Here is a 25,927-nt window from a genome sequence, read left to right on the forward strand (position 1 = left end):
GTTATTCTTGCTCCTTGTCGTCGTCGGCATTCAAATCCCGCTGCACTTCCGGGGATTTGAGCAGTTCGTTGATCTTGGTGAAGTTGTCGAAGCTCGTATCGAGCCTGAAACGGAACTCGGGCATGTATTTCATCTGCCTGAGTGCTCCCGAAACGCGGCCGCGGATGAAGCGCGCATGACGGTTCAGCGCATCGACGACCGCCTTATCGTCCGGCGCGCCGAGCGGCGAGACGAAAGCGGTCGCGATTTTCAGGTCCGGCGACATGCGCACCTCGGAGATCGAGATCACGGTCGTCTCGATCAGATCGTCGCGGACTTCGCCGCGCTGCAGGGTCTGGGACAAAGCGTGGCGCACCTGCTCGCCAACGCGCAGCTGGCGCTGGGAAGGCCCGGAAGAGATAGAACGTGACATATTGGGTGCAATCCTGATTGGAGCGCGGGGTCAAACCGCAAGCACAAAAGCCATCCGTACGGCAGCGCAACGCGCCACCGTACGGCATGTCTAACCAGCTAGACGCGGACGGCTATCAGAGCCTCCGGGTCACCATCTCGACGCGGAAGCACTCGATGATGTCGCCCTGGCGGATGTCTTCGTAGTTGGCGAAGGCCATACCGCATTCCTGGCCGACCGGCACTTCGGACACTTCGTCCTTGAAGCGCTTCAGCGTCTTCAGCGTGCCTTCGTGGATGACGACGTTGTCGCGGATCAGGCGTACGCCCGCACCACGCTCCACCTTGCCTTCCGTGACGCGGCAGCCAGCGACCTTGCCGATCTTGGTGATGTTGAACACCTCGAGGATCTCGGCATTGCCGATGAAGGTCTCGCGACGCTCCGGCGACAGCAATCCCGACATCGCATCCTTGATGTCATCCACAAGGCTGTAGATGATGCTGTAGTAGCGGATGTCGATGCCAGCAGCCTCGGCGGCCTGACGTGCTTGCGGGTTGGCACGCACGTTGAAGCCTATGATCACGGCGCCCGAGGTCTCGGCGAGCGAGACGTCGCTCTCGGTGATGCCACCGGCACCAGCATGCACGATACGCGCACGCACCTCGTCGGTGCCGAGCTTGTCGAGTGCGGCCACGATCGCTTCCACCGAGCCCTGCACGTCGGCCTTGATGACCAGCGGGAACTCCTTCAGGCCGCTGGACTGCAGCTGCGACATCATATGCTCCAGCGAGCCGCGCTGGCCGGCATGCCGTGCGGCAGCCTTGTCGCGCGCCTTGCGCTGGCGGTATTCGGTGATCTCGCGGGCCTTGGCCTCGTTGTCGACCACGGCAAAGCGATCGCCTGCCTGCGGCGTGCCCTGGAGACCCAGGATTTCCACCGGCGTCGAAGGCAGCGCCTCCTTGATGTGATCGCCGCGATCGGTGACCAGTGCGCGCACCCGGCCCCATTCGTTGCCGGCCACGACGATGTCGCCGACCAGCAGGGTTCCGGTCTGCACCAGCACGGTGGCGACCGAGCCGCGCCCCTTGTCGAGCTTGGCCTCGATGATCACGCCTTCGGCCGTGCGGTTCGCATTGGCCTTGAGGTCGAGCACTTCGGCCTGCAGCAGGATCGCCTCGAGCAACTTGTCGAGATTGGTGCCCTTGGTCGCCGAAACCTCGACGTCCAGAACTTCACCGCCCATCGATTCGACGAACACCTCATGCTGCAGAAGCTGGGTACGCACCTTCTGCGGGTCGGCGGACGGCTTGTCGATCTTGTTGATCGCCACGATGATTGGAACACCGGCCGCCTTGGCGTGGCTGATGGATTCGATCGTCTGCGGCATCACGCTGTCGTCGGCCGCAACCACGAGGATCGCGATATCGGTTGCCTGTGCACCACGGGCACGCATCGCCGTGAAGGCGGCGTGGCCGGGGGTGTCGATGAAGGTGATCTTCTGGCCGTTCTTTTCGACCTGATAGGCACCGATGTGCTGGGTGATGCCGCCGGCTTCGCCCGACACCACATTCGCATTGCGGATGGCGTCCAGCAGCGAGGTCTTGCCGTGGTCGACGTGGCCCATAATGGTAACGACCGGCGAACGCGTCTCCATGTCCTCCGGACGATCCGGGATGTCGAACAGGCCTTCCTCGATGTCGGAATCCGCGACACGGCGGACCGTGTGGCCGAATTCGGCGGCCACCAATTCGGCCGTGTCGGCGTCGATGACATCACCTGGCTTCAGGATCTGGCCCTGCTTCATGAAGAACTTGACGACGTCCACGGCACGTTCGGCCATACGGCCCGCCAGTTCCTGGACCGTGATGGTCTCAGGCAGGACGACTTCGCGCGAAATCTTCTCGCGCGGCTCCTGATGCATGGCGCGCTTGAACTTCTCCTGCCGGCGACGCATGGCCGACAGCGAACGCGCACGGGCGGAATCACCATCGTCCGAGGTTGCGGTGTTGAGCGTCAGCTTGCCGCGGCGGCGATCGTCTTCGCCCTTGGTCTTCGTCGGGCGCGCGACCTCGGGGGCAACGACACGCTTGGCCGGGGCGCTGGCAGCGCCGGCACCAATGCCACGCGGCGAGGGAGCACTCTTGCTCTTCACCTCGGGCTCGCGTTCATCAGCGATCTCGATCTGTTGCGGCGCACGGCGGCGGGCTTCGTCCTCGGCGCGGCGGCGGGCTTCGGCCTCGGCCTGAATGCGTGCTTCTTCCTCGGCCTGACGACGGGCCGATTCCTCACGCTCGCGGCGGCGGCGCTCATCCTCTTCCTGGCGGCGCTTGGCATCCTCGGCGGCGCGGGCGCGGTCTTCGGCCTCGCGAGCAACCGCGTCCTCAAGCGCACGACGACGTGCTTCCATCTCGCTCGACGACAGTTCGTTCAGCACCATGCCCGAACGTTCGTTCGAGGAAGTGGGCCTGGGAGCGGACCTGGGAGCGGGGGAAGGAGCGGGCCTCGGCGCAGGGCGCGGAACCTCGCGTGCCACGGGCGCAGGAGCCGGCTGCGGCTTCGGGGCATGCACCACCGGCGCGGCCGCGACAGGCTCCGGCTTCTCGCCGGGAATGGTGAACTTGCGCTTCTTGGTCTCGACGACGACCGACTTGGTGCGTCCGTGCGAGAAGTTCTGACGCACCGTGCCCTGCTCAACGCCGGGACGCTTCAACGTCAAGGTCTTCTTCGTGTTGACGCTCAAAGTGTTGTCGTCACCCGATTTCGTATCGCTCATTCCATATCCTCTGCGGCGTCATCTTCGTCAGCAATTGCCGCAAACATTGCCCGGTCTTCCGAGGATCCGCCCCGGTATCGGTCAAGCGCAACCATGCGCTTCTGAACCGCTCTTCCCGCGTCGTCAGCGAGAACGGCTGCATGTATCACATTTGTGGCCCCCAATGCCAAACTCAAATCGGCTTCCGAAAAAAGTTTGTAAGCATAGGTCTCGGGCCCACCAGCATATGCTGTGGCCCGTCGCGCCTGAGTAATCTTGCGCAGGCCATCTTCCGCCGCCTCTTCAGCATGAAGAACGAGAAGCGCACGGCCGCTGCGGACGGTACTTTCCACCTTTGTAGCGCCGAGTGCAACGGCGCCGGCCTTTCGAGCAAGGCCCAAGGCGCCAAGCGCCGACTTTGCAAGGAGGCTGTCGACCATCGCGCCGAGGTCCGGCGGCAAGATGACATCCTTCTTAAAAACGCGGGCAAAGAGATTTTTGCCCGCGGCCTTGTCTACATGTAGGCGATCAGCGGTGACCCAGCAACCTCGACCGGGAAGCTTTCTCTTCAGATCGGGAACGACCACGCCATCTGGCGCGACGACGAAACGGATGAGTTCATCCGGCTCGGCGGTCTTGCGCGTGACGATGCAGGTGCGATCGTTCATCTCGTCCAAGGTCATATCCGGGTTGATGCGCGGCCACCTCACTCACCGGTGGCTTCGGCTTCGCCTTCTTCGGCGACAGCCTCTTCCTCGGTGATCCAGCCGGCCTTGAGACGCGCGGCCATGACCATCTGCTCGGCATCGGCGCGGGTAACGCCGAAGCTCGCCAGAACGCCCGGATAGAACTTGGTTTCGCCGTCCTTGCGCTCCTTCCAGCCGACGAGGTCGTCGACCGCATAACCGGCGAAGTCCTCGACCGTCTTCACGCCGTCCTCGCCGAGTGCCACCAGCATGGCGGTGGTGATGCCCGGAATTTCGCGCAGCTCGTCGGCAACGCCCAGCTCGTTGCGCTTGGCGTCATGCTCGGCCTCGATACGGTCGAGATATTCGCGGGCGCGCTGCTGGATTTCAGAGGCGGTGTCCTCGTCAAAGCCGTCGATCGACGAAATCTCGTCGGAGTCGACATAGGCGACTTCCTCGACGCTGGTAAAACCTTCCGAAGCCAGCACCTGACCGACCATCTCGTCGACGTTGAGGGCTTCCATGAAGAGCGTTGAGCGCTCGACGAATTCCTTCTGGCGACGCTCGGACTCTTCCTGCTCGGTCAGGATGTCGATGTCCCAACCGGTGAGCTGCGAGGCCAGGCGCACGTTCTGACCGCGGCGACCGATGGCCAGCGACAGCTGATCATCCGGCACCACGACTTCGATGCGCTCGGCGTCTTCGTCGAGAACGACCTTGGCGACTTCCGCCGGCTGCAAAGCGTTGACGATGAAGGACGCGGCCGAAGGCGACCACGGAATGATGTCGATCTTTTCGCCCTGGAGCTCGCCAACGACGGCCTGGACGCGCGAACCGCGCATACCGACGCAAGCGCCGACGGGATCGATCGACGAGTCACGGCTGATAACGGCGATCTTGGCGCGCGAGCCCGGATCGCGGGCCACCGACTTGATCTCGATGATGCCGTCGTAGATTTCCGGCACTTCCATGGTGAACAACTTCGCCATGAACTGCGGATGCGTACGCGACAGGAAGATCTGCGGGCCGCGCTGTTCGCGGCGCACGTCGTAGACATAGGCGCGGACGCGGTCGCCGTACTTGTAGCTTTCGCGGGGGATCAGCTCGTCGCGACGGATGATCGCCTCACCACGGCCGAGGTCGACGATGACGTTGCCATATTCGACGCGCTTGACCGTGCCGTTGACGATCTCGCCAATGCGATCCTTGTATTCGTCGTACTGACGATCACGCTCGGCCTCGCGCACCTTCTGCACGATGACCTGCTTGGCCGACTGGGCGGCGATGCGGCCGAAATCCATCGGCGGCAGCTGTTCGGCGATGAAGTCGCCGAGTTGGGCATCGGGATTGCGCTCGCGCGCCGAGGAAAGCGCGATCTGCGTCGCGTAGTCCTCGACGGTCTCCACGACTTCCATCAGCCGCTGCAGCTTCATCTCACCGGTCTGAGGATTGATGTCGGCGCGGATATTGGTTTCCTGGCCGTAGCGCGAGCGTGCGGCCTTCTGGATCGCATCGGCCATCGCAGCGATGACGATCTGCTTGTCGATCGACTTTTCACGCGCGACCGCATCGGCGATCTGCAGCAGTTCAAGTCTGTTCGCACTGACTACCATCTTGGTCTCCCTGAACAACGCCGGCTGGCCGGCCGTTCAATCACTCTTCGGTTTCGGTTTCGTCTTCCGCGCTGTCTTCGTCGACTTCTTCGCCGCGGCGTTTCTTGGCTTCCTTGCGCGCCTTGTTGTCCTTGCTCAGCGCATCGCGGATCAGATCGTCGGTCAAGATCAGCCTTGCGTCGGCGATCGTCTCAAACGGAATCCGCACCGTCGGCTCCTCGCCATAGGCAGGCTGGTCGCGCTCGATCACCACGCTTTCCTCGTCCGCTTCGCCGATCCGGCCGCGGAAGCGCTTGCGATCAGCAACAAGGATGGAGGTCTCGAGCTTCACCAGATGGCCGGCCCAGGTCGTGAAATCGACCTTGCGCACCAGCGGGCGATCAATGCCGGGCGACGAGACTTCCAGATGGTAGGCCTTCTCGATCGGGTCATCGACATCGAGAACAGGCGAAACCGCGCGGCTCACCTCTTCGCAGTCCTCGACGGTCATCGTGCCGTCCTCGCGCTCGACCATGATCTGCAGCGTCAGGCCGTTCTGGCCCGAGAGGCGCACGCGAACCAGCCGGAAGCCGGTGGCGCGCAGCACAGGCGCGATGATCGCCGCCACGCGTGCGTCTACGCCGCTCTCGCGGATGATACGGTCGTCGCCTTCGATATTGCCAGTCTCTGCCGTCATTCTGCTTCCAGGGCTGAAGCCGGTAACAAAAAAGAGCGGGACCGGATGGACCCACTCTCCGTCATACCGACCAAGAATTTGAAACTTACATAGCCCAAGGTCCGGCCGTTTTCAAGCCCGCGACGGCACCGCCAACAAGGGAAATCCACCAATGTGCGGGCCGCATGGCTGCCCTGCGCGGCACGCTCTGGCGCTTTCGGCCGGCATCAGCTATTTATGCTGCAGTGCAACATCAAAAGGAAATTATCATGTTTACCCGCCAGCGTAACTCCAAGCTGGGCGAACTCTTCATGCTTCTCGGCAACGCGATCGCCGCAGCCTCGGCAGTATCGCACGGTCGCCAGACCTATGCCGGCAACCTGCACCGTCTCGGCCTCGACGCCGAGGAATTCCGCAGGATTAACCGCTTCTAATCGCGAAAATACCCGTCCGGGTTCAATCCTCGTCGGCGAACCGCGCCAGCTCTGCGCCCGTACGATGAGGCGCATGACTGCGACAGCTGCAATGAACAGCCGCCCAGCCGCAGACTGCGCATTCGTCGGCGTAGCGAAAGACGCTAAGCCGGAACCTTCAGGAAGGTCAGATAGGCCGAACGGCGCCCTTCCCTGACGGCCTTTGCCTCGTAGCGCGTGCGGATCCAGCCCTCATAGGGGGTATGCCAGTCGGCAGCGCTGTCAGCTTGCCATTCGAACGCCTGATGGGCGCGGCAATGCTGCAACGTCCAGTTCACATAAGTGTCGATGTCGGAGGCAAAGCGGAATTTCGCTCCCTTCGCCATCACACGGGCGAAGCGATCAAGATTGGCCCTGCCGACGAAGCGACGCTTCCAGTGCCGCTTCTTCGGCCAAGGATCCGGATAGAGCAGGTCGATGCCGGAAATGGTGCCTTCTGGCAGCCAGTCCAGCACCCGCACCGCATCGTCATCGTAGACCCGCAGGTTGGGCAGCGGCTTTTCCGCCATCGTCGTCATCAGGCGCGCCATGCCGTTGACGAACGGCTCGACGCCGATGAAGCCCGTACCAGGGTGCTGCGAAGCCATGTGATAAAGGTGCTCGCCGCCGCCGAAGCCGATCTCCAGACGGACATCTGCAACGGGAGCGGAGAAGAGGGTGCGAACATCCGCCGGCGCGGGCTCGGACAGGTCAAGCCCGTATTTGGCAAGCCCCGCATCGAGCGCCGACGCCTGGTAAGGCCGGATGGTCTTGCCATGGCGCCGCCCGAAAAAAGCTTCGCTCGAGCGGCTGGGCCGTGTTTCAGCATTCATGACAAGAAGTCCGGTAGTTGCGGCGGCCTGAGAACTCAGGCCGCCAATGCGTCTTCGGCCGCCACAGCGTCCTTGATGGCCTTGATCAGGTCGGTCTTCTCCCAGGAGAAGGAACCGTCGCGGCCCGGCTTGCGGCCGAAATGGCCGTAGGCGGTGGTCTTGGCGTAGATCGGCTTGTTGAGATCGAGATGACGACGAATGCCCGAGGGCGACAGATCCATCACCTCGCGCAGAGCCTTCTCGAGAACCGCCTCGTCAACCCTTCCAGTGCCGTGCAGATCGACATAGACCGACAGCGGCTGCGCAACGCCGATGGCGTAGGACAGCTGGATTGTGCAGCGGTCGGCGAGCCGGGCGGCGACCACGTTCTTGGCCAGATAGCGCGCTGCATAGGCGGCCGAACGGTCAACCTTGGTGGTGTCCTTGCCAGAGAAGGCGCCGCCGCCATGCGGGGCCGCGCCGCCATAGGTGTCGACGATGATCTTGCGGCCGGTGAGGCCCGCGTCGCCATCAGGACCGCCGATTACGAACTTGCCGGTGGGGTTGATGTACCAGTTGCAGTTTTCGGCGATCTTCAGCTCGCCCAGTGCCTCGCGGATATAGGGCTCGACAACGCTGCGAACCTTCTTCGAATCCCAGCTCGGGTCGAGATGCTGGGTCGAAAGCACGATCTGCGTGACTTCGAACGGCTTGCCGTCGACATAGCGAACGGTCACCTGGCTCTTGGCGTCGGGGCCAAGCTTGCCGACATCGCCCTTGCCTTCGCGGCGTGCGGCCGAGAGCAGCTCCAGGATCTTGTGGCTGTAATAGATCGGCGCCGGCATCAGGTCCGGGGTCTCGCGGCAGGCATAGCCGAACATGATGCCCTGGTCGCCGGCACCTTCGGCGTTGGCGTCAGCGGCCTTGTCAACGCCCTGGGCGATATCGGCCGACTGGGCGTGCAGCAAAACGTCGACCTTGGCGTGCTTCCAGTGGAAGCCGTCCTGCTCGTAGCCGATGGCGCGGATCGCGCGGCGGGCGGCGGAGCGGAACTTGGATGGGTTGATGATCGGATGGCCCTTGGCGTCATGCAGCGGCTTGCCATCCTTGTCGGATTTCAGCAGCGTCGCCGGCACGCGAACTTCGCCGGCGATCACGACACGATTGGTGGTGGCGAGCGTTTCGCATGCAACGCGCACGTCCCACGGATTCATTCCAGCCTTCTTGGCCTCACGATAGACCAGGTCAACGATCTCGTCGGAAATTCGGTCGCAGACCTTGTCGGGATGGCCTTCGGATACGGATTCACTGGTGAAGAGATAGTTTTGCCGCGTCACGGGTGTCCCCTCTTGAAAGAACGAGCGGCAGGATGCCGCATTTGGCCAGACACCGTTAGCGAACCCGCGCGGAGCCAGTCAAGCTCGGTTTTTTCGTGGATCAAGCCCTTCGTGGAATTGGCGACCTGAAATCGGCGACCTTGCGCCGGTCGCCGCGGGTCAGTCGTCGTCCGCGGCAAGTGCCTTGACGAGCTCGATGATCTTGCGACGAACCTTGACATCAGAGATCTTGAAGAACGCACGGTTGAGTTGAAGGCCTTCTGGGCTGGTGACGAAATCCAGGCCAAAACCGGAGGAAGATTCTTCGGCGAAACCTTTGCCAGACGCCCCATCCTGGCTCGGGAAGTCCTCGAAAAAGAAGGAAACCGGCACGCCAAGGGTCGAAGAAATGGCCTGAAGTCGACTTGCGCCGACGCGGTTCGTGCCCTTCTCATACTTCTGTATCTGCTGAAAGGTTATTCCAAGCTGTTCGCCGAGATTTTCCTGGCTCATTCCAAGCATATTTCGACGTAGTCTTATCCGGCTTCCGACATAAACGTCCGTCGGATTGGGCTTCTTCTTATTTTCCTTTTCGTTCATGTCTTCCTCGCCGCGCTCCGGCTTTTTCTGCTTTCTTTTCCATCCGGCGGCGAGAACGCCCACATCCCCCGTCTCGCCAAGATCGCCTTTTTAGGGCGGCGTACTATGATTCTCTAATATATAAAGTGTCAATTCAGGCGCTGACGTTGTCCAAACCCCATTCCAACCCCAAGAGCGCCGACAAAAAACAGGATGACCAAACCGTTAAAGCGATTGCCGCCCAATAGCGTCGCGTCGTGACCGCCAATCGGAACAGTGGCATCGATGGTGCCGCGGGTGTTCACCGACAGGGCATCAACAATACGACCTCGCTGATCCACCACCCCGGAAATCCCTGTATTGGCTGCGCGCACCAGCGGCAGCCCTGTTTCCACGGCGCGGATCTGCGCCTGACGGAAATGTTGATAGGGGCCCGGCGTGTCGCCAAACCACGCATCATTTGTAACATTTACAATAATATCAGTTGACGCAACGTCAACTGCTACCAGATCGGGAAAAATGATTTCATAGCAGATGAAGGGTAGTGTCCTGACGCCGCCAGGCAGCGAGATCGCGTGCCGCTCATTCCCCGGCGCCAGATTCATCGGCCCGGCGACCAACTGCTCCAGCCCGAAGCGTCCGAGCAGATCGGCAAAAGGAATGTACTCGCCGAATGGAACGAGGTGGACCTTGTCGACCGCATCGACGATTTCGCCGGCATCGTTGATGGCGACGACCGAATTGTAATAGCGGGCCTCGCCCTTACCCGAAATGCCGGCCTCTCCGCGCATTGCGCCGGCAATCAGCATCTGTCCGCGATCCAGGAGATCGCCCAGCGCGACGAGAGCGTCGGGACGTTCGGTGAAATAGAACGGCACCGATGTCTCGGGCCAGAGGATGAGCTCCGGCTTGGCGCCGCCGCTTTCGGGCGGCTGCCCGGACAGGTCCAGCATCGTGCGGAAGATGCGGTCGCGCACGCCGGCATCCCATTTCTCGCTCAGATCGATGTTCGGCTGGACGATGCGGACCGCAACGCTGCGCCCGTCTGCTTTCACGGGAACCGAAAGCCGCCAATATCCGAAGCCGACATGCGCAGCGACCAGCAGCACGGCAAGCGCCAGGCCCGCCTTGAGGTGGCGCTGCCCGGCCAAGAGTGCGGGCATCGCAAATACAAACACGGCCAGCGCGTTCATACCGACCAGGCCGATCACCGATACGCTCTGCATCAGGAGCGGCACCGGCATCACCGCATAGCCGATCGCATTCCACGGAAAGCCGGTGAAGAGGAACATCCGCAGCCATTCGGCGAGCCCGAAGCCGAAGGCCAGGGCGAAGATACGGCCGATACCGTTACTCCAGGCCAGGCGGGCGACCAGACAGGCAAACCCGTAGAAGAACGCGAGAAGGGCTGGAATTCCCATGACGGCCAGCGGCAGCGCCCAGCCGAAGCTGTCAGCCTCGACCAGCACCGCCCCGCCGATCCACCACAGACCCGCAAGGAAATAGCCGAAGCCGAACCACCAACCGGTGGCAAATGACGGCAGCATGCGCCGGAGAGGTCCCGCAGAGGCGGGAGCGGCGGCACCGTCGAGCAGCCAGACAAGAACCGGAAACGAAACGAAGCAGGCGGCGAAGAAGTCGTATGGCGCCTGCGCGAAAGTGGCCAGCGCGCCGGCCAGGAATGCCGTGAGTGCCCGCCGCCAACCCCACAGCAAAATTATCCGCCCTGCTAGGCGCTCCATGCGCGACCCCTCATCGCGAGAATCACGCAAAAGATTTAGCAGCAACAGGCCATCGTTCCAAACGTTGTCGGCACTCAGGCCTGCTCAGTACGAGGCAAGCGGCGGCGTCGCTCGCCCTTCTGGCTATGCACGATCCGCACGCGCTTGACGCGGCGCGGATCGGCGTCGAGCACATGGAATTCGAAGCCGGGGATCGCCTGGACGACTTCGCCACGGGTCGGCACGCGGCCGAGCGCGTTGAAGATCATGCCGCCGATCGTGTCGACATATTCGCTATGCTCGCCGGGCGTGAACTCCTCGCCGATCATCTTGGCAACATCATCGATCTCGGCCTTGGCGTCGACCACATAGATGCCCTCGGCCGTCTGGGTAATCAGCGGCTCTTCGTCGTCATGTTCGTCTTCGATGTCGCCGACGACCATCTCGACGATGTCTTCCAGAGACACCAACCCGTCGGTGCCGCCATATTCGTCGATGACCAGCGCCATCTGCGTACGCGAGGCCTGCATGCGCGCCATCAGGTCCGATGCCAGCATCGAAGGCGGAACGAAAAGCACGGTGCGGATCAGATTGAGCTCGCCCAGCGTGCGTGCGAGATCGACATTGGCAAAGTCCAGCACGGCGCCGGTAGGCGGCTTCTTCGTCTGCCGGCCCTTCTTTGTGCGGGCCAATTTGGTGATATGGGCCAGCACGTCGCGGATGTGCACCATGCCGCGCGGGTCGTCGAGCGTTTCGGAATAGACCGGCATGCGCGAATGGCCCGACTGCTCGAAGAGCACCATCAGATCGCCCAGTGTCGTCGTGATTTCCACCGCCTCGATATCGGCGCGGGGTACCATCACATCCTCGACGCGCACTTCGCGCAGCCGCAGGATGTTGTTGAGCATCGCCCGCTCGCCGGGCGAAAACCCTTCCGCTTCGGTGCTTTCTGCCAGCGCGTCCGTCAGGTCATCGCGCAGGCTGGATCCGTTTCGGTGCTTGAAGAGGCCGGCCAGGCGTCCGAACAGCGAGGGGCGGTCATGGGAGTGATCGCTTGCTGCACTGCTCGGCTTCGTACTGGGACTAGGTCCCTCTTCGGCGCTTTCAGGCCCGTTGGGCGCGCCCCCGACGTCCGATCTGGCGGCGGCGGTATCTGGGTTTTCGTTCATCGTCGTCCGGTTGGTTGATCTTGTCTGTTACGCGTAAGGATCGGGGATGGCAAGTCTAGCCAGCGCCCGGCGCTCCAGGCCCTCCATCTCCTCCGCTTCTGCGTCAGTTTCGTGATCATAGCCCATGAGATGCAAGAAGCCATGGATCACCAGATGAGTAATATGATGTGCGCGCGGCTTGCCTTCCAGTGCCGCTTCGCGATCGACCGTCTCTGCCGCAAGAATTATGTCGCCCATCATCGGCGGCAATGGCTGGCCGGGCTTGGTCGGAAAAGCCGGGAAAGACAGCACGTTGGTCGGCTTGTCCTTGCCGCGCCACTCGGCATTCAACATTTGGATGTGGGCATCATCCGAAAAGACGAGGCTTAGCTCGGTGCCTGTGGGGACGGCGGCGCCGGTCTCCGCGACGGCGGCGGCGACGGCAATCCTCGCCAGCGCCTCGAGCTCTTCTTCCGAAGGCCAGCTACCAGCCTCGACCATCAGGTCGATTTCAACGGGAAGCGCTGCCGCGTTCGGCTCTACAGAATTTTGCATGGAGTGCTTTCGGCCAATCAGCGTTCGGATGCGCCCAGGCCGCGCTCGATCTTGCCGTCGCGCTCATAGGCACGCACGATCTCGGCGACCAGCGGGTGCCGGACCACGTCGGTGTCGTTGAAGCGCACCGTCACCACGCCCGATACATTGTCGAGGATGCGCAGAGCTTCCACCAACCCCGAGCGGGTGTTCGGCGGCAGGTCGATCTGGCTGGGATCGCCGGTGACGATCATGCGCGAGTTCTCGCCCAGGCGGGTCAGGAACATCTTCATCTGCATCGACGTGGTGTTCTGCGCCTCGTCGAGGATGACGGCGGCGTGCGACAGCGTACGGCCGCGCATGAAGGCCAGTGGCGCGATCTCGATGACCTCGGCTGCGATCGCGCGCTCGACCTTGTCGGCCGGCATCATGTCGTAGAGCGCGTCATAGAGCGGACGCAGATAGGGATCGACCTTTTCCTTCATGTCGCCGGGCAGGAAGCCCAGCCGCTCGCCGGCCTCGACAGCCGGACGTGACAGGATGATGCGCTCGACCATGCCGCGCTCCAGCAGCATGGCGGCATGCGCCACCGCCAGATAGGTCTTGCCGGTACCGGCCGGGCCGATGCCGAACACAAGCTCGGCCCGCTCCAGCGCGCGCATATAGGCGTCCTGGTTCAGCGAGCGGGCGTAGATGGTGCGCTTGCGCGTGGAGATCTGCGCCGCCGCCACCTTGCCCTTGCGCTCCAGCGTCGGCAAGGTGAGCTGATCGTCAGCGGCCATGGCCATGCGAATGGCGCCATCGACATCGGACTGGCTGATCTCGACGCCCTTCTGCAGGATGCCGTAGAGATTATCGAGCGCGCGGCGCGCCTGCTCGGCTGCGACCGGGTCGCCCTTGATAGTCAGCCGATTGCCACGTGAATTGATGTCGACACCGAGCTTCTGCTCGACCCGCGCCAGGTTCTCGTCGAACTGGCCATAGAGCGCACTGGCAAGCTTGTTGTTGTCGAAGGTCAGAACGATATGCGCCATGTCCGATGCCCCGGAGGGCACATTCTTCGCGTCGGCGTTCAACCGTATCTCCTCATCTGGGTGCCCTCAGGCCCGCTCGGCGAACAGGCTGGCGTGGCCCGTGCTCGTGATTCGCGCAGTAACAATCTCACCGATTTTGCCGGCATTTTCATCAAGAATAACCGGCAGCAGCCAGGGCGACCGGCCGACGATCTGCTTCGGCTGACGGCCCGGCTTCTCGATCAGCGTCTCGACGGTCTTGCCCACCAGCCCTTCGATGAAAGTGGTCTGCTGCTCGTTCAAGAGTGCCTGGAGGCGCTGCAAGCGCTCGTCCTTCACCTCTTCGGCGACGTGGTCCTTCATCTCCGTACCGGGCGTTCCGGGACGCGACGAATATTTGAATGAGAAGGCCTGCGCGTAGTTGACTTCACGCACGAGCTCCAACGTCGCTTCGAAATCCTCATCGGTCTCGCCCGGGAAGCCGACGATGAAGTCGCCCGACATCGCAATGTCCGGCCGCGCCGCCCGAATGCGCTCAATCAGGCGCAGATAGTCGGCCGCCGTGTGCTTGCGGTTCATCGCCTTCAGGATGCGATCCGAACCCGCCTGCACCGGCAGGTGCAGGTAAGGCATCAGCGAAGGCAGGTCGCGATGGGCGGCGATCAGTTCGTCGTCCATGTCGCGCGGATGGCTGGTGGTGTAGCGGAGCCGCGCAATGCCGGGGATTTCGGCAAGCCGGACCAGCAGCCGGCCAAGGCCCCATTCGTTGCCGTCCGGGCCCTCGCCGTGCCAGGCGTTCACGTTCTGGCCAAGCAGCGTCACCTCGCGCACGCCGGCAGCCGCCAGGCGCTCGGCTTCGGCGACGATCTGGGCCACGGGGCGCGAAACCTCCGAGCCGCGCGTGTAAGGCACCACGCAGAAGGTGCAGAACTTGTCACAACCTTCCTGCACCGTCAGGAAGGCGGTCACGCCACGGCTGATGATCTCGGCGCGCCTGGGCTCCGGCAGATGGTCGAATTTGTCTTCCAGCGCGTATTCGGTCTCGACGACCTTTTCGCCGCCGCGCACCTTCTTCAGCGCCTCGGGCAGGCGGTGGTAGGTCTGCGGGCCGATCACCAGATCGACCGCCGGCGCGCGCCGGATGATCTCGCGGCCTTCCGCCTGCGCCACGCAGCCGGCGACGCCGATGACCATTTCGCTGCCATTCCTGGCGCGCTCGGCCTTCAGCTCGCGGATGCGGCCGATCTCGGAATAGACCTTTTCGGCGGCCTTCTCACGGATATGGCAGGTGTTTAGCAGCACAAGGTCGGCGTCCTCCATGGTCGAGGTCGCGACATAGCCGTCGGCGGCCAGCGCATCGGACATGCGCTGCGAGTCGTAGACGTTCATCTGGCAGCCGTAGGTTTTCACGAAAACCTTCTTGGCCGCTCCTGCCGCCCCTTTGAGGGTCTCGGCGCCGTCCTGTGAAATCTGCTCCAGTTCCATGGGCCGGCTTCTAACGCTTTTCGATGGCAAAAAACAGACGTTTCTTGGCGGGCCTTTCTCGGCACGCTTTGTGACGAATTAGCGCTTGGGGTCGCGCAGCGCCTGGTTCATCATGCTGCGCACGCTGTCCTCGACCTTCCGCGCAGTCTCCTTGCGGCTGGTGCCTTCCGAAAATTCCAGCGGCTCACCGAAATGAACTTCCACGTCGATGGCGCCTTCGGCCAGCAGATCCTTGACATGCGGCACCAGGTCCTGGTCGCCCACCCAGGCCGCGATCGCCCTGTGCTGGCGCCCCATGGGCAGGCCCTGCAGGCGCGTATAGCTGATGGCGACCGGCTGGATGAAGACCTTGTCGGCACCGCCCTCGTCGATGGCCAGCTTAGCCGCGCCGAAGAGCGTGCTCTTGAACGGCAGCAATATGTTGCCGTCGCCGGTCGTTCCCTCGGCAAACAGCACCACGGCATCGCCCGAAGCCAGGCGGCTGGCGATTTCGCTGGCCTGCTCGCCCGATTTGCGCTTGCGGTCACGCTCCACGAAAATGCTGCCCTGCAGGCGCGTCAGCCCACCGATGAGCGGCCACTTCGCCATTTCCGACTTGGCGATGAAGGCGACGTCGTTGAACGAGGCAAGCACCATGACGTCGGTCCACGAAACGTGGTTGGCTGCGATCAGGAGTGGGCGGTTCTTTGCCATCGCTCCGGTCACATGGATACGGAAGCCGAGCGCGCGCAGGATCAGCGCGTTGCACCAGCGCCGTATGCGCCGTGGCTTATAGAGCCCGGTTTTGACGCCGAGATAGGCGAATGGCACCAGCAGGGCCAACCCGACCGCGACGCAGAGAAGCGCCAGACCTATCCGCAGCTTCGCAAACATTCGCCGTGCCGTTCCTCCAACCGCCAAATTCGCTAGCGGAGGTCGCGGCGCATGACAAGCGCGCCATTGGCGCCGCTGCCGGGGGCACGGTAGTAGTCGGCCCGCTTGCCGACCTCGCGGAAGCCGAGCCGGCGGTAAAGCGCGATCGCCGCTGCATTGGTCTCGTCGACTTCGAGGAACAGCGCCTCGGCGCGCTGCGCATGAAGCTCGCGCAGCACAGCATCCATCAGCTTCCAGCCGAGCCCCTGCCGCCGGTAGGCGCGGGCCACCGCAATCGTCAGGATTTCGCCTTCGCCGGCGACGAGCCGCGCCAGCACGAAGCCAACAGGCGCTTCATTGCCGCGTCCGACCTCGCGCGCGGCGTAGCCAAACACGGTGTTTTGGGCCAAAAGGTCGGCGAACTCGCCGCCCGTCCATGGCCGCACGAAATCCTCGCGATGCAGCAGGGAGACGGCATCGCTGTCCTTCGCCGCCAGCGGCTCCAGCACAAAATCGCGCTGGCGCGAGGTGATGAAGGGAATGCGCATTCAACCGCTCCTCGGCAGGACGAAGCCGGCCTGCGGCTTGGCGTCCGGCTCACGCAGGTAAAGGGGTTTTGGCCGTTCGCCGGGCTGTTTGCCGGCGGCCAGCTTTGCATAGACGCCGATATCGGCCGTCGGGCCGACAGGCCCGATGACGGTGTCCTGCCCCGGCAGGGTGGCGGCGATCATTTCCGCAGCCGTGCCAGCGAGGGCGGCGACATATTCGGTCGCCAGCGAGGTCGCCCGCGCAAGGTCGATCACGGCTGGCTCGAAGAGCGTGGCGCCGACATCGTCATAGACCGCGGCCTGCAGTTCGCCGCGCCCGCCATCGAGGGCAGCCAGCACGGTGCGTGGCCCGTGGAGCGCACGCGCCTCGGCGGCGAGCGCTTCCAGGGTCGTGACACCGATGGCCGGGATGCCAAGCGCGAGCGCAAGGCCGCGGGTGGCAGAGACCCCGACGCGCACGCCGGTGAAAGAACCGGGCCCGACCGAGACGGCGACCGCTCCGAGATCGGCAAAGGCGAGCTCGCCCGCCTTCATCGCTGCTTCGACCACGCCCATCAGATGCTCGGCATGGCCCTTGCCGAGGTCGAGCACCTCGCGGCCAAGCTCTTTGCCCGCGTCCGCGTCGTAGACGCAGGCTGCGCAAAGCCGGGCTGAGCAATCGATGGCGAGGAGCTTCATGAGCGGCTTGCCTGGCGACCCTTACTTGGCCGCCCGGTCGCGCGCCTTCAGCTCCAGCCGGCGCCGGTGTAGAACCGGCTCGGTGTAGCCATTGGGCTGTTCGCGACCCTTGAAGACGAGATCGCAGGCCGCCTGGAAGGCGATGGAATTGTCGAAGTCGGGCGCCATCGGCCGATAGAGCGGATCGTCCGCATTCTGCCGGTCGACCACAGCCGCCATGCGCTTCATCGTTTCCATGACCTGGTCGTGCGTGACCACGCCGTGGTGCAGCCAGTTGGCGAGGTGCTGGGAGGAGATGCGCAACGTGGCGCGGTCTTCCATCAGGCCGACATCGTTGATGTCCGGCACCTTGGAGCAGCCGACGCCCTGGTCGATCCAGCGCACGACATAGCCCAAAATGCCCTGGGCGTTGTTGTCGATCTCGTGCTGGATTTCCTCCGGCGTCCAGTTCGGACGCACCGCGACCGGCACCGACAGAATGTCGTCGAGTTTTGCACGCGGGCGAGTCTTCAGACGCTCCTGCAACGCGTGCACATCGACCTTGTGATAGTGCGTGGCGTGCAGCGTGGCGGCCGTCGGCGACGGTACCCAGGCGGTGTTTGCGCCGGCCTGCGGATGGGCGATCTTCTGCTCCAGCATCGCCGCCATCAGGTCCGGCATGGCCCACATGCCCTTGCCGATCTGGGCGCGGCCGGAAAGGCCGCATTCCAGGCCGATATCGACATTCTGCGCCTCATAGGCGGAAATCCAGGCCGACTGCTTCATGTCGCCCTTGCGGATCATCGGCCCGGCTTCCATGGAGGTGTGGATCTCGTCGCCGGTGCGATCGAGGAAGCCGGTGTTGATGAACACCACCCGCTCCTTGGCGGCGCGGATGCTCTCCTTGAGGTTGATGGTGGTGCGCCGCTCCTCGTCCATGATGCCCATCTTGAGCGTGTTCTTCGTCATGCCGAGCAACTTCTCGACGCGATCGAACAGCTCAACGGCAAACGCCGCCTCTTCGGGCCCGTGCATCTTCGGCTTGACCACATAGACCGAGCCAGTGCGCGAATTTTTCCGCGCGCCGTTCGGGCCGACATCGTGCAGGGCGATGAGGCCGGTGACGGCGGCATCCATGATGCCTTCGGGCACCTCATTGCCATCACGGTCGAGGATGGCTGGATTGGTCATCAGGTGGCCGACATTGCGCACCAGCATCAGCGAGCGGCCGGGCAGCATGACCTTGCCGCCATCCGGCGCGGTGTATTCGCGGTCGGCGCTCAGCTTGCGGGTGACGCTCTTGCCGCCCTTCTCGAAGGTCTCGGCAAGGTCGCCCTTCATCAAGCCAAGCCAGTTGCGATAGGCAACCACCTTGTCCTCGGCGTCCACCGCGGCGACCGAATCCTCGCAGTCCTGGATCGTGGTCAGCGCCGCTTCGAGCACGAGGTCGGCGATGCCGGCCGGATCGGTCTTGCCGATGGTGTGGTTGCGGTCGACGACGATCTCGACATGAAGGCCGTTCTTTTTGAGCAGCACGGCCGACGGCGCCGCCGCCTCGCCGCGATAGCCGACGAACTGCGCCGGATCGGCCAGACCGGTCGAGCCCACGACCAGCTTGCCGTCCTTGATCGAAAGGGCGCCGGCATTGGCCCAGGAGCCGTCCTTCAGAGGCGCGGAGGTATCGAGGAAATTGCGCCCCCAGGCGATAACCTTCTCGCCGCGCTTGGGGTTGTAGCCCTTGCCCTTCTCGGCGCCGTCAGCGTCCGAAATGGCGTCAGTGCCGTAGAGCGCGTCATAGAGCGAACCCCAGCGGGCATTGGCGGCATTGAGCGCATAGCGGGCGTTCATGACCGGCACGACGAGCTGCGGGCCGGCAACCACGGCGATCTCGGGATCGACGTTTTCGGTGGCGACCTTGAACTCCGGGCCTTCCTCGACGAGGTAGCCGATTTCCTTCAGGAAGGCGCGATAGGCGGCCATGTCCGCCGGCGCGCCATTGGCGCGATGCCAGGCATCGATCTTTTCCTGCATGGCGTCGCGCTTGGCCAGGAGCTCGCGGTTGCGGGGCGCAAGATCGTGCACGATGGCCGAAAGCCCGGCCCAGAAGGCGGCGGCCTCGACACCCGTGCCCGGCAGTGCCTCCTGCACCACGAAATCATGAAGCTCACGGGCAATACGCAGACCCGACGCTTCGATCATATCGCTCATAGTCTTTCTCCTGACACCCAATGCGGACGGACGATTTCGCGGCCTTTGATCACGTTGGGGTTGCAGGGTCAATTCACCCTAAGCCGTAGAACCCGGCAAACCTCGAAAAGCTGCTTTGCATCATAACATCGGCAGCGGGAAACGTGGATAAGTCGTGGGTTCACGCAGCGATCCGCGGCCGGCCGGTGGCGACCGCCAGAATGTGCGCCTCGATGAACATGCGCTGGCCGTCCACCATCGACGCACGCACATCATGCGTGACCTCGATCTCGGCGGCGTCGGTGCCGGCATCCAGCGCGCGCTGGGCCGCGATCTTGCGGATCTCGGCGTCGGCGACGCGGATGGCCTCTTCCTCGTTCAGGAAATCGCGCACGTCGTCGCCCGAGGCGACGCGGAACAGCCCCTCCTTTGGCTGGCTGACGCGCGCCTCGGCCGAGATGCGCACCTGACCGACCACGGCGCCCAGCGCATTGGCGACATCCGTATCCTGCGGCACCACGCACTCATTGCCGACGAAGCCCGGCAGGCCGGCGTAATGCAGCGGCGCGGAGGCGCCGAGGCCGATGACCGGGCGGTCGAGCGCAACCGTGAAGCGGGCGATGCCTTCATGACCGTCGACCGCACGCTGGACCAGCGCATGCGCGACGGTTGCCGCACCGTCCAGCCCGTCCTCGGCGAAGGCGGTTTCGAGAATCACCTCGGCCGAATTGCGCGTGACGGCGAGCAGCACGCGCTCCGCAATTGCTTCGGGCGTATCGGCAATCGCCTGCCCACGACCGTCGCGCTTGCGGGCGAAGAGCTCGGCGCCGAGGCGGGCGGCCTTGGCATCCCAGTTCGACTGGCGGCCCAGCGTGTGGGCGGCGTCGGACGGCGTGAAGCCGACGACATGCACCAGCCCGCGCCCCACCAGCCGGTTCAGCGTGGCGTTCTGCGCGGTCGAAGTGAGCAGCCGGTCGAGCGGCAGCGGCACGGGGCCGATGGCTTCGTAGAGCTTGGCTTCCGGCGCGGTGAGGCCGGCGGCGAGGCGCTCCGGCACGCCGGTTCGGACGGCGAAGCGGCCGTCCATGCGGCCGGGGTTGGGCGCACGCAGCTGGCGCTCCAGCTCGGCGGTGACCGCCTCGCCATGCACCATGCCGGCGAGCGCCAACGGCACGACGCGGCGCGGCCCGAGCGTGATGCGCGGGGCAAGCCCGCCATCTTCCAGTGCGACCTCCGAATCCCCGCCGAGGCCGAAGGTGCGCATGGCCACCGCCTCGACCATGGTGCGAAAGCCGCCGACGGTGGCGCCTTCGGGGTCGAGCCGGGGGCGGCCATTGTCGAGCACGGCGACGTCGGTGGTGGTCCCGCCGATGTCCGACACGACCGCGTTGTCGAGGCCGGTCATGTGGCGGGCGCCGACGAGGCTGGCGGCGGGGCCGGACAGAATCGTCTCGATCGGACGCTGGCGGGCGAAGGCGGCCGAGACCAGCGCGCCATCGCCGCGCACCACCATCAGCGGCGCCTTGATCCCCCGCGCGCCCAAAAACCCTTCGGTGGCGGCGACCAGCCGGTCGATCATCGAGATCAGCCGCGCATTGAGCAGCGTGGTCAGCGCCCGGCGCGGGCCGCCGAGTTTTGCGGACAGCTCATGGCTGGCGGTGACGGGCAGGCCGGTCTTTTCGCGGATGAGATCGCGGGCGGCGATTTCGTGGGCCGGGTTGCGGGTGGCGAAATAGGCGCAGACGGCAAAGCCCGACACCGTTTTCTCCAGCTCTGGCAGCGCGGCCTCGAGCTCGGCCAGTTCCAGCGGCTTGGCGTTGCCATGCACGTCATGGCCGCCGCCGCAAAACACCACCGGGTCGGTGCCGAGCGCGGTCTTCAGCCCGTCGCGGGCGAGATCGGCTTCCGAGAAGCCGATCATGACCAGCGCCACGCGCCCGCCCTGCCCTTCGACCAGAGCGTTGGTGGCGAGCGTAGTCGACATCGACACCAGCTTTATGCCGGCCGGGTCGGCCTTGGCCTCGGCCAGCACCGCATCGACCGCGCCCGAAATGCCGACCGCCAGATCGTGCCGCGTCGTCAGCGATTTCGCCTTGGCGGTGACGCCCGCGCTCTCCGACCACAGCACCGCGTCGGTATAAGTGCCGCCGGTATCGATGCCGAGAAACAGCGGGGACGACGGCAAGGGCATTTCGGTCATGTCGCGGGCAATCCGGAGCGGTTGTACTCGCCCCTGCCCTTAGCCCACAAAGCTTCGCCACGGAAGCACCGCAAGGTTGAGCCAGCGCCGGCCAGCCGCTGTCGCCACCACGCCCGGCTTTCGCCGTCTGGTCATTGTCCCTCGACAAGCTCGGGATGAATTCGGGAAGCGGGGCGCAGGGCCATGCCTTCCTATGGTAATTTTTGGCACGGCTTACCGCGCCCCGCCGGTGAGCTTGCCCCGCTCAGTCGCCTCCACATTCGCGTGGCCAGCCGCCGCAAAGGCCCGGACTTGGGGGTTCATCACCCAGCAGCGCCACCGTTAGCGCCACCAGCCCGGACACCGACGCTTCCACCTGATACCCGGTGCGCACCAGGCTTCCCGCGGAAGCGGATTTGGCCTTCAGGATAAGGGGCGGCGGTGGTGTGGGGGATGAAGTTTTTTGCGGCGCAGGCGCGGGTGGTGGTTATCCCCCCGACGAAACACCGGAATTTCAATGGCCTGGCCGCGCATGCGCGCGGCAGACGCGGATGCGACATGACAAAAGACCGGAATTTTCGTCCCCCTGTTTTGTCGTCATAAGGCATCGCTCCTGACAGCAAGTTGTCAGGAGCTGTCAGTTATGCTCGAGCATCAATCAAGGGAGGGACGGATGCGCGACCAAGGATTTGCCGATTTCGATTTCCTGATCGGGGAATGGCACATCACCAACGAATGCCTCAACGAGCGGCTGACCGGCTGCGCCGAATGGCACAGTTTTCCGGCCACCGCGCGGGTGGAAAAGGTGATGGATGGCGGCGGCAATCTCGACCAGATGTTCGTGCCCGCGCGCGGTTTCACCGGCATGACACTGCGCCTCTACAACCCCGAAACAAGATTTTGGTCGATCTACTGGTCCGACACCAAATCGCACCGGCTGTTTCCGCCGACGGTGGGAAAATTCGAAAACGGTCGCGGCGAGTTCTTTGGCGACGATGTCGAGGGCGGAAAGCCGGTGCGCGTGCGGTTTTTGTGGACGGCGGGAGAAAACCCGCGCTGGGAACAGGCGTTTTCCACGGATGGCGGGGGGAGTTGGGAGGTGAACTGGGTGATGAAGTTTGAGAGGGACCGCGCGAAGATCTGAAGGCAAACGATGCGCTGCCGGAACTCGCGAGCCGAAAGAAAAGATAGCTGGAGCCACCCTCGTGGTTCGAGGCTCCGTTCCGCTTCGCTCCACTCCCGCACCGCACCATGAGGGTGGGGGCGTGCCGCCTCGCTCATTGTTGAACGGGCGTGCCACGGCGTTGAAGGGGCGTGCACGGCGCTCAATCTTGAAGTGGGGTTGCGCCAACTTCCCTCATCCTGAGGAGGCGGCTAAAGCCGCCGTCTCGAAGGACGCACCCATCGTGAGGGTTGGCGCGTGCCCCCTGCCGTGAAGATTGCGCAAGCGTTGAAGGTTAGCGAAGGGGCGCTTCAGTAGCCCTCATGGTGAGGTGCCCGGCCCGCACGACGCAGGGTGTTTTCCTAAGCTCAGTAAGGCCGGGCCTCGAACCACGAGGGCGCCAGGCGCCGGTTTTCTCGCTTGCTCAAAGACCTCCGACAGGCTCATCCTTCGACGGGCTCAGGATGAGGGGGAGGCAGTGCATGGAAGTCACCGTCTACATTCTGCGCTGCTCTGATGGTTCCTATTACACAGGCCTGACCAAGCAGGAGGTCGAAGCACGGGTGTGGGAGCACAATGAGGGCATCTACGACGGATACACCTCCAAGCGGCGGCCGGTGGAGCTGGTGTTCACCGAAACCTACGACCGGATCATCGATGCGATTGCGCGGGAGCGGCAGATCAAGGGCTGGTCGCGTGTCAAGAAGGAAGCGCTGGTTGCGCTGGCCTATGAGAGACTGCCGGAACTGGCGAGCAGGAAGAGGAGATAGCTGGAGCCACCCTCGTGGTTCGAGGCTCCGTTCCGCTTCGCTCCACTGCGCACCTCACCATGAGGGTGGGGGCGTGCGTCGGCGTGCCATGAAGATTGCGCGAACGTTAAAGGTTAGCGCCGGTTGCGCTGGCCTATGAGCTGCTACTGGAATTGGCCAGCAGGAAGAAAAAGATAGCTGGAGCCACCCCCGTGGTTCGAGGCTCCGTTCCGCTTCGCTCCACTGCGCACCTCACCATGAGGGTGGGGACGTGCCGCCACGCTCATTGTTGAAGGCGCATGCCGCGGCGTTGAAGGGGCGTGCCGAGCGCTCAATCTTGAGGGTGGGGTTGCGCCAACTTCCTTCATCCTGAGGAGGCGGCGAAAGCCACCGTCTCGAAGGACGCACCCATCGTGAGGGTGGGGGCGCGCCCGCCTGCCATGACGATTGCGCAAACGTTGAAGGTTAGCGCAGCGGCGTTGCAGTAGCCCTCATGGTGAGGTGCCCGGCCCGCAGAGCGCCAATTATAGTTCCGCGAGCCCGGCAAGGCCGGGCCTCGAACCACGAGGGCGCTGGGCTCTTAGTTATCGCCCATCTTGAGCGCCTGAATAAACGCTTCCTGCGGGATATCCACCTTGCCGAACTGGCGCATGCGCTTCTTGCCTTCCTTCTGCTTTTCCAGAAGTTTTCGCTTACGCGAAACGTCACCACCGTAACATTTGGCAGTGACGTCCTTGCGCAGCGCCGAGATGGTTTCGCGCGCGACGATGCGGCCGCCGATGGCCGCCTGGATCGGGATCTTGAACATGTGCTGCGGGATCAGCTCTTTCAGCTTCTCGCACATGACGCGGCCGCGCTTTTCGGCCGCCGAGCGGTGCACCAGCATGGAGAGCGCGTCCACCGGCTCGTCATTGACCAGGATCGACATCTTCACCAGGTCGCCTTCGCGATAGTCGGTGAGGTGGTAGTCGAAGCTGGCATAGCCCTTTGAGATCGACTTGAGCCGGTCATAGAAATCGAAGACGACTTCGTTGAGCGGCAGGTCGTAGACCAGCATGGCGCGCTTGCCGACATAGGACAGGTCGACCTGGAGGCCGCGCCTGTCCTGGCAAAGCTTCAGGATGCTGCCGAGATAGTCGTCAGGCGTGAGGATGGTGGCGCGGATCCACGGCTCCTCGATGTGGGCGATCTTGACCACGTCGGGCATGTCGGCCGGGTTGTGCAGCTCCTTCACCGTGCCGTCGTTCATGACCATACGGTAGACGACCGACGGGGCGGTGGCGATGAGGTCGAGGTTGAACTCGCGCTCCAGCCGCTCCTGGATGATTTCGAGGTGAAGCAGGCCCAGGAAGCCGCAGCGGAAGCCGAAGCCAAGCGCGGCGGACGTTTCCATCTCGAAGGAGAAGCTCGCGTCGTTGAGGCGCAGCTTGCCCATGGCAGCGCGCAGGTCTTCGAAGTCGGCGGCATCGACCGGGAACAGGCCGCAGAACACAACCGGCTGCGCCGGCTTGAAGCCCGGCAGCGCGTGATCGGTGGGGCGGCGGTCCTCGGTGATGGTGTCGCCGACGCGGGTGTCGGCCACTTCCTTGATCGAGGCGGTGATGAAGCCGAACTCGCCGGGGCCGATCTCGTCGGCCTGGATCATCTTGGGCGTGAAGAAGCCGGTGCGCTCGACCGGATATTTTGCGCCGGTGCCCATCATGCGGATGGTCTGGCCCTTCTTCAGCACGCCGTCGATGACGCGCACCAGAACGATGACGCCGAGATAGGCGTCGTACCAGCTGTCGACCAGCATGGCCTTGAGCGGCTTGGACGCATCGCCCTCGCGCGGGGGCGGCAGCTGGCCGACGATCGCCTCCAGCACGTCCTCGATGCCGATGCCGGTCTTGGCCGAGATCATCACGGCCTGGCTGGCGTCGATGCCGATGACTTCCTCGACCTGCTCCTTGATGCGCTCGGGCTCGGCGGCCGGCAGGTCGATCTTGTTCAGCACCACGACGATCTCGTGGTTGTTGTCGATGGCCTGGTAGACGTTGGCCAGCGTCTGCGCCTCGACGCCCTGCGAGGCGTCGACCACCAGCAGCGAACCTTCGCAGGCAGCGAGGCTACGCGACACCTCATAGGCGAAGTCGACGTGGCCGGGCGTGTCGATGAGGTTGAGGACGTAGTCCTCGCCGTTCTTGGCCTTGTAGTTGAGGCGCACGGTCTGCGCCTTGATGGTGATGCCGCGCTCGCGCTCGATGTCCATATTGTCGAGCACCTGCTCCTTGCCCGCCATTTCGCGCGCGTCTAGGCCGCCGGTCATCTGGATGAGCCGGTCGGCGAGCGTGGATTTGCCATGGTCGATATGGGCGACGATGGAGAAATTGCGGATGTGATCGAGCGGTGTGGTCATGGCCGCGCATTTAGCAGGGGGCAAGCAAAAGGCAAAGGAGA

22 protein-coding genes are annotated in these 25,927 nt (G+C 63.8%); 3 read left to right on the plus strand and 19 right to left on the minus strand.

Translation table 11 applies throughout. The features are described 5' to 3' along the window. Window position 1: 1 nt before the first annotated feature. From rbfA to rimP, 5 genes are all read right to left on the minus strand, one after another. Complete coding sequence (gene rbfA, locus C7I85_RS21360; protein WP_106726048.1) at window positions 2-412, minus strand: 30S ribosome-binding factor RbfA; 411 nt, start codon at window positions 410-412, stop codon at window positions 2-4. A 115-nt stretch (window positions 413-527) separates the two neighbouring features. Then, on the minus strand, window positions 528-3,164 hold the full coding sequence (gene infB / locus C7I85_RS21365) for a translation initiation factor IF-2 (RefSeq protein ID WP_106726049.1): 2,637 nt from the start codon (window positions 3,162-3,164) through the stop codon (window positions 528-530). After that, entirely contained in the window at window positions 3,161-3,811 is a 651-nt protein-coding gene (locus tag C7I85_RS21370; protein ID WP_106726095.1) for an RNA-binding protein, read from the minus strand. Before C7I85_RS21370 ends, infB begins: the two co-directional genes overlap by 4 nt. A 38-nt stretch (window positions 3,812-3,849) precedes the next feature. Further along, window positions 3,850-5,442 (minus strand): transcription termination factor NusA, encoded by a 1,593-nt coding sequence (gene nusA / locus C7I85_RS21375; protein WP_106726050.1) that lies wholly within the window; start codon window positions 5,440-5,442, stop codon window positions 3,850-3,852. A gap of 40 nt (window positions 5,443-5,482) precedes the next feature. Further along, a complete protein-coding gene (gene rimP, locus C7I85_RS21380; protein ID WP_106726051.1) occupies window positions 5,483-6,118 on the minus strand; it encodes a ribosome maturation factor RimP in 636 nt (211 codons plus the stop codon). Window positions 6,119-6,282: 164 nt separating this feature from the next. On the opposite strand from rimP, the gene C7I85_RS31020 reads away from it, so the two are divergent. Continuing rightward, entirely contained in the window at window positions 6,283-6,531 is a 249-nt protein-coding gene (locus C7I85_RS31020) for a hypothetical protein (protein WP_106726052.1), read from the plus strand. A 143-nt stretch (window positions 6,532-6,674) separates the two neighbouring features. On the opposite strand, the gene trmB is transcribed toward C7I85_RS31020, so the two are convergent. From trmB to C7I85_RS21450, 13 genes are all read right to left on the minus strand, one after another. Beyond that, window positions 6,675-7,382: a tRNA (guanine(46)-N(7))-methyltransferase TrmB gene (gene trmB, locus C7I85_RS21390; RefSeq protein WP_106726053.1), complete on the minus strand. Its 708-nt coding sequence runs from the start codon at window positions 7,380-7,382 to the stop codon at window positions 6,675-6,677. A 35-nt stretch (window positions 7,383-7,417) separates the two neighbouring features. Next, window positions 7,418-8,698 carry a methionine adenosyltransferase gene (gene metK, locus C7I85_RS21395; protein ID WP_106726054.1) on the minus strand — a complete coding sequence of 427 codons (1,281 nt, stop codon included), beginning with the start codon at window positions 8,696-8,698 and terminating at the stop codon, window positions 7,418-7,420. Window positions 8,699-8,857: 159 nt separating this feature from the next. Then, window positions 8,858-9,277 (minus strand): helix-turn-helix domain-containing protein, encoded by a 420-nt coding sequence (locus tag C7I85_RS21400; RefSeq protein WP_106726096.1) that lies wholly within the window; start codon window positions 9,275-9,277, stop codon window positions 8,858-8,860. Window positions 9,278-9,405: 128 nt separating this feature from the next. Then, complete coding sequence (lnt, locus tag C7I85_RS21405; protein ID WP_106726055.1) at window positions 9,406-10,998, minus strand: apolipoprotein N-acyltransferase; 1,593 nt, start codon at window positions 10,996-10,998, stop codon at window positions 9,406-9,408. Window positions 10,999-11,072: 74 nt separating this feature from the next. Further along, window positions 11,073-12,146, minus strand: a complete 1,074-nt coding sequence (locus C7I85_RS21410) for a hemolysin family protein (RefSeq protein WP_106726056.1) — start codon at window positions 12,144-12,146, stop codon at window positions 11,073-11,075. A gap of 27 nt (window positions 12,147-12,173) precedes the next feature. Continuing rightward, the gene (gene ybeY, locus C7I85_RS21415) at window positions 12,174-12,680 is read right to left on the minus strand and encodes an rRNA maturation RNase YbeY (RefSeq protein WP_106726057.1); all 507 of its coding nucleotides are present in this window, start codon (window positions 12,678-12,680) and stop codon (window positions 12,174-12,176) included. 17 nt (window positions 12,681-12,697) lie between these two features. Continuing rightward, window positions 12,698-13,693, minus strand: a complete 996-nt coding sequence (locus C7I85_RS21420; RefSeq protein ID WP_106726097.1) for a PhoH family protein — start codon at window positions 13,691-13,693, stop codon at window positions 12,698-12,700. A gap of 66 nt (window positions 13,694-13,759) precedes the next feature. Beyond that, window positions 13,760-15,157, minus strand: a complete 1,398-nt coding sequence (miaB, locus tag C7I85_RS21425; RefSeq protein WP_106726058.1) for a tRNA (N6-isopentenyl adenosine(37)-C2)-methylthiotransferase MiaB — start codon at window positions 15,155-15,157, stop codon at window positions 13,760-13,762. A gap of 78 nt (window positions 15,158-15,235) precedes the next feature. Beyond that, window positions 15,236-16,030, minus strand: coding sequence for a lysophospholipid acyltransferase family protein (locus tag C7I85_RS21430; protein ID WP_106726059.1), 795 nt, complete (start codon window positions 16,028-16,030; stop codon window positions 15,236-15,238). 32 nt (window positions 16,031-16,062) lie between these two features. Next, the gene (gene rimI, locus C7I85_RS21435; protein ID WP_106726060.1) at window positions 16,063-16,557 is read right to left on the minus strand and encodes a ribosomal protein S18-alanine N-acetyltransferase; all 495 of its coding nucleotides are present in this window, start codon (window positions 16,555-16,557) and stop codon (window positions 16,063-16,065) included. Beyond that, window positions 16,558-17,235, minus strand: a complete 678-nt coding sequence (gene tsaB, locus C7I85_RS21440) for a tRNA (adenosine(37)-N6)-threonylcarbamoyltransferase complex dimerization subunit type 1 TsaB (RefSeq protein WP_106726061.1) — start codon at window positions 17,233-17,235, stop codon at window positions 16,558-16,560. Window positions 17,236-17,256: 21 nt separating this feature from the next. Then, on the minus strand, window positions 17,257-19,422 hold the full coding sequence (locus C7I85_RS21445) for a malate synthase G (protein WP_106726062.1): 2,166 nt from the start codon (window positions 19,420-19,422) through the stop codon (window positions 17,257-17,259). A 160-nt stretch (window positions 19,423-19,582) separates the two neighbouring features. Continuing rightward, the gene (locus tag C7I85_RS21450; RefSeq protein WP_181257247.1) at window positions 19,583-21,601 is read right to left on the minus strand and encodes a hydantoinase/oxoprolinase family protein; all 2,019 of its coding nucleotides are present in this window, start codon (window positions 21,599-21,601) and stop codon (window positions 19,583-19,585) included. Between the two features lie 652 nt (window positions 21,602-22,253). Here C7I85_RS21450 and C7I85_RS21455 point away from each other — a divergent pair. After that, on the plus strand, window positions 22,254-22,724 hold the full coding sequence (locus C7I85_RS21455; RefSeq protein WP_106726063.1) for a hypothetical protein: 471 nt from the start codon (window positions 22,254-22,256) through the stop codon (window positions 22,722-22,724). A gap of 500 nt (window positions 22,725-23,224) precedes the next feature. Next, window positions 23,225-23,512 (plus strand): GIY-YIG nuclease family protein, encoded by a 288-nt coding sequence (locus tag C7I85_RS21460; protein ID WP_106726064.1) that lies wholly within the window; start codon window positions 23,225-23,227, stop codon window positions 23,510-23,512. A 559-nt stretch (window positions 23,513-24,071) separates the two neighbouring features. Here C7I85_RS21460 and lepA read toward each other — a convergent pair. Beyond that, window positions 24,072-25,886: a translation elongation factor 4 gene (lepA, locus tag C7I85_RS21465; RefSeq protein WP_106726065.1), complete on the minus strand. Its 1,815-nt coding sequence runs from the start codon at window positions 25,884-25,886 to the stop codon at window positions 24,072-24,074. Window positions 25,887-25,927: the final 41 nt, after the last annotated feature.

Source organism: Pseudaminobacter soli (ex Li et al. 2025), from assembly GCF_003012705.1.
Lineage (GTDB): Bacteria > Pseudomonadota > Alphaproteobacteria > Rhizobiales > Rhizobiaceae > Pseudaminobacter > Pseudaminobacter soli.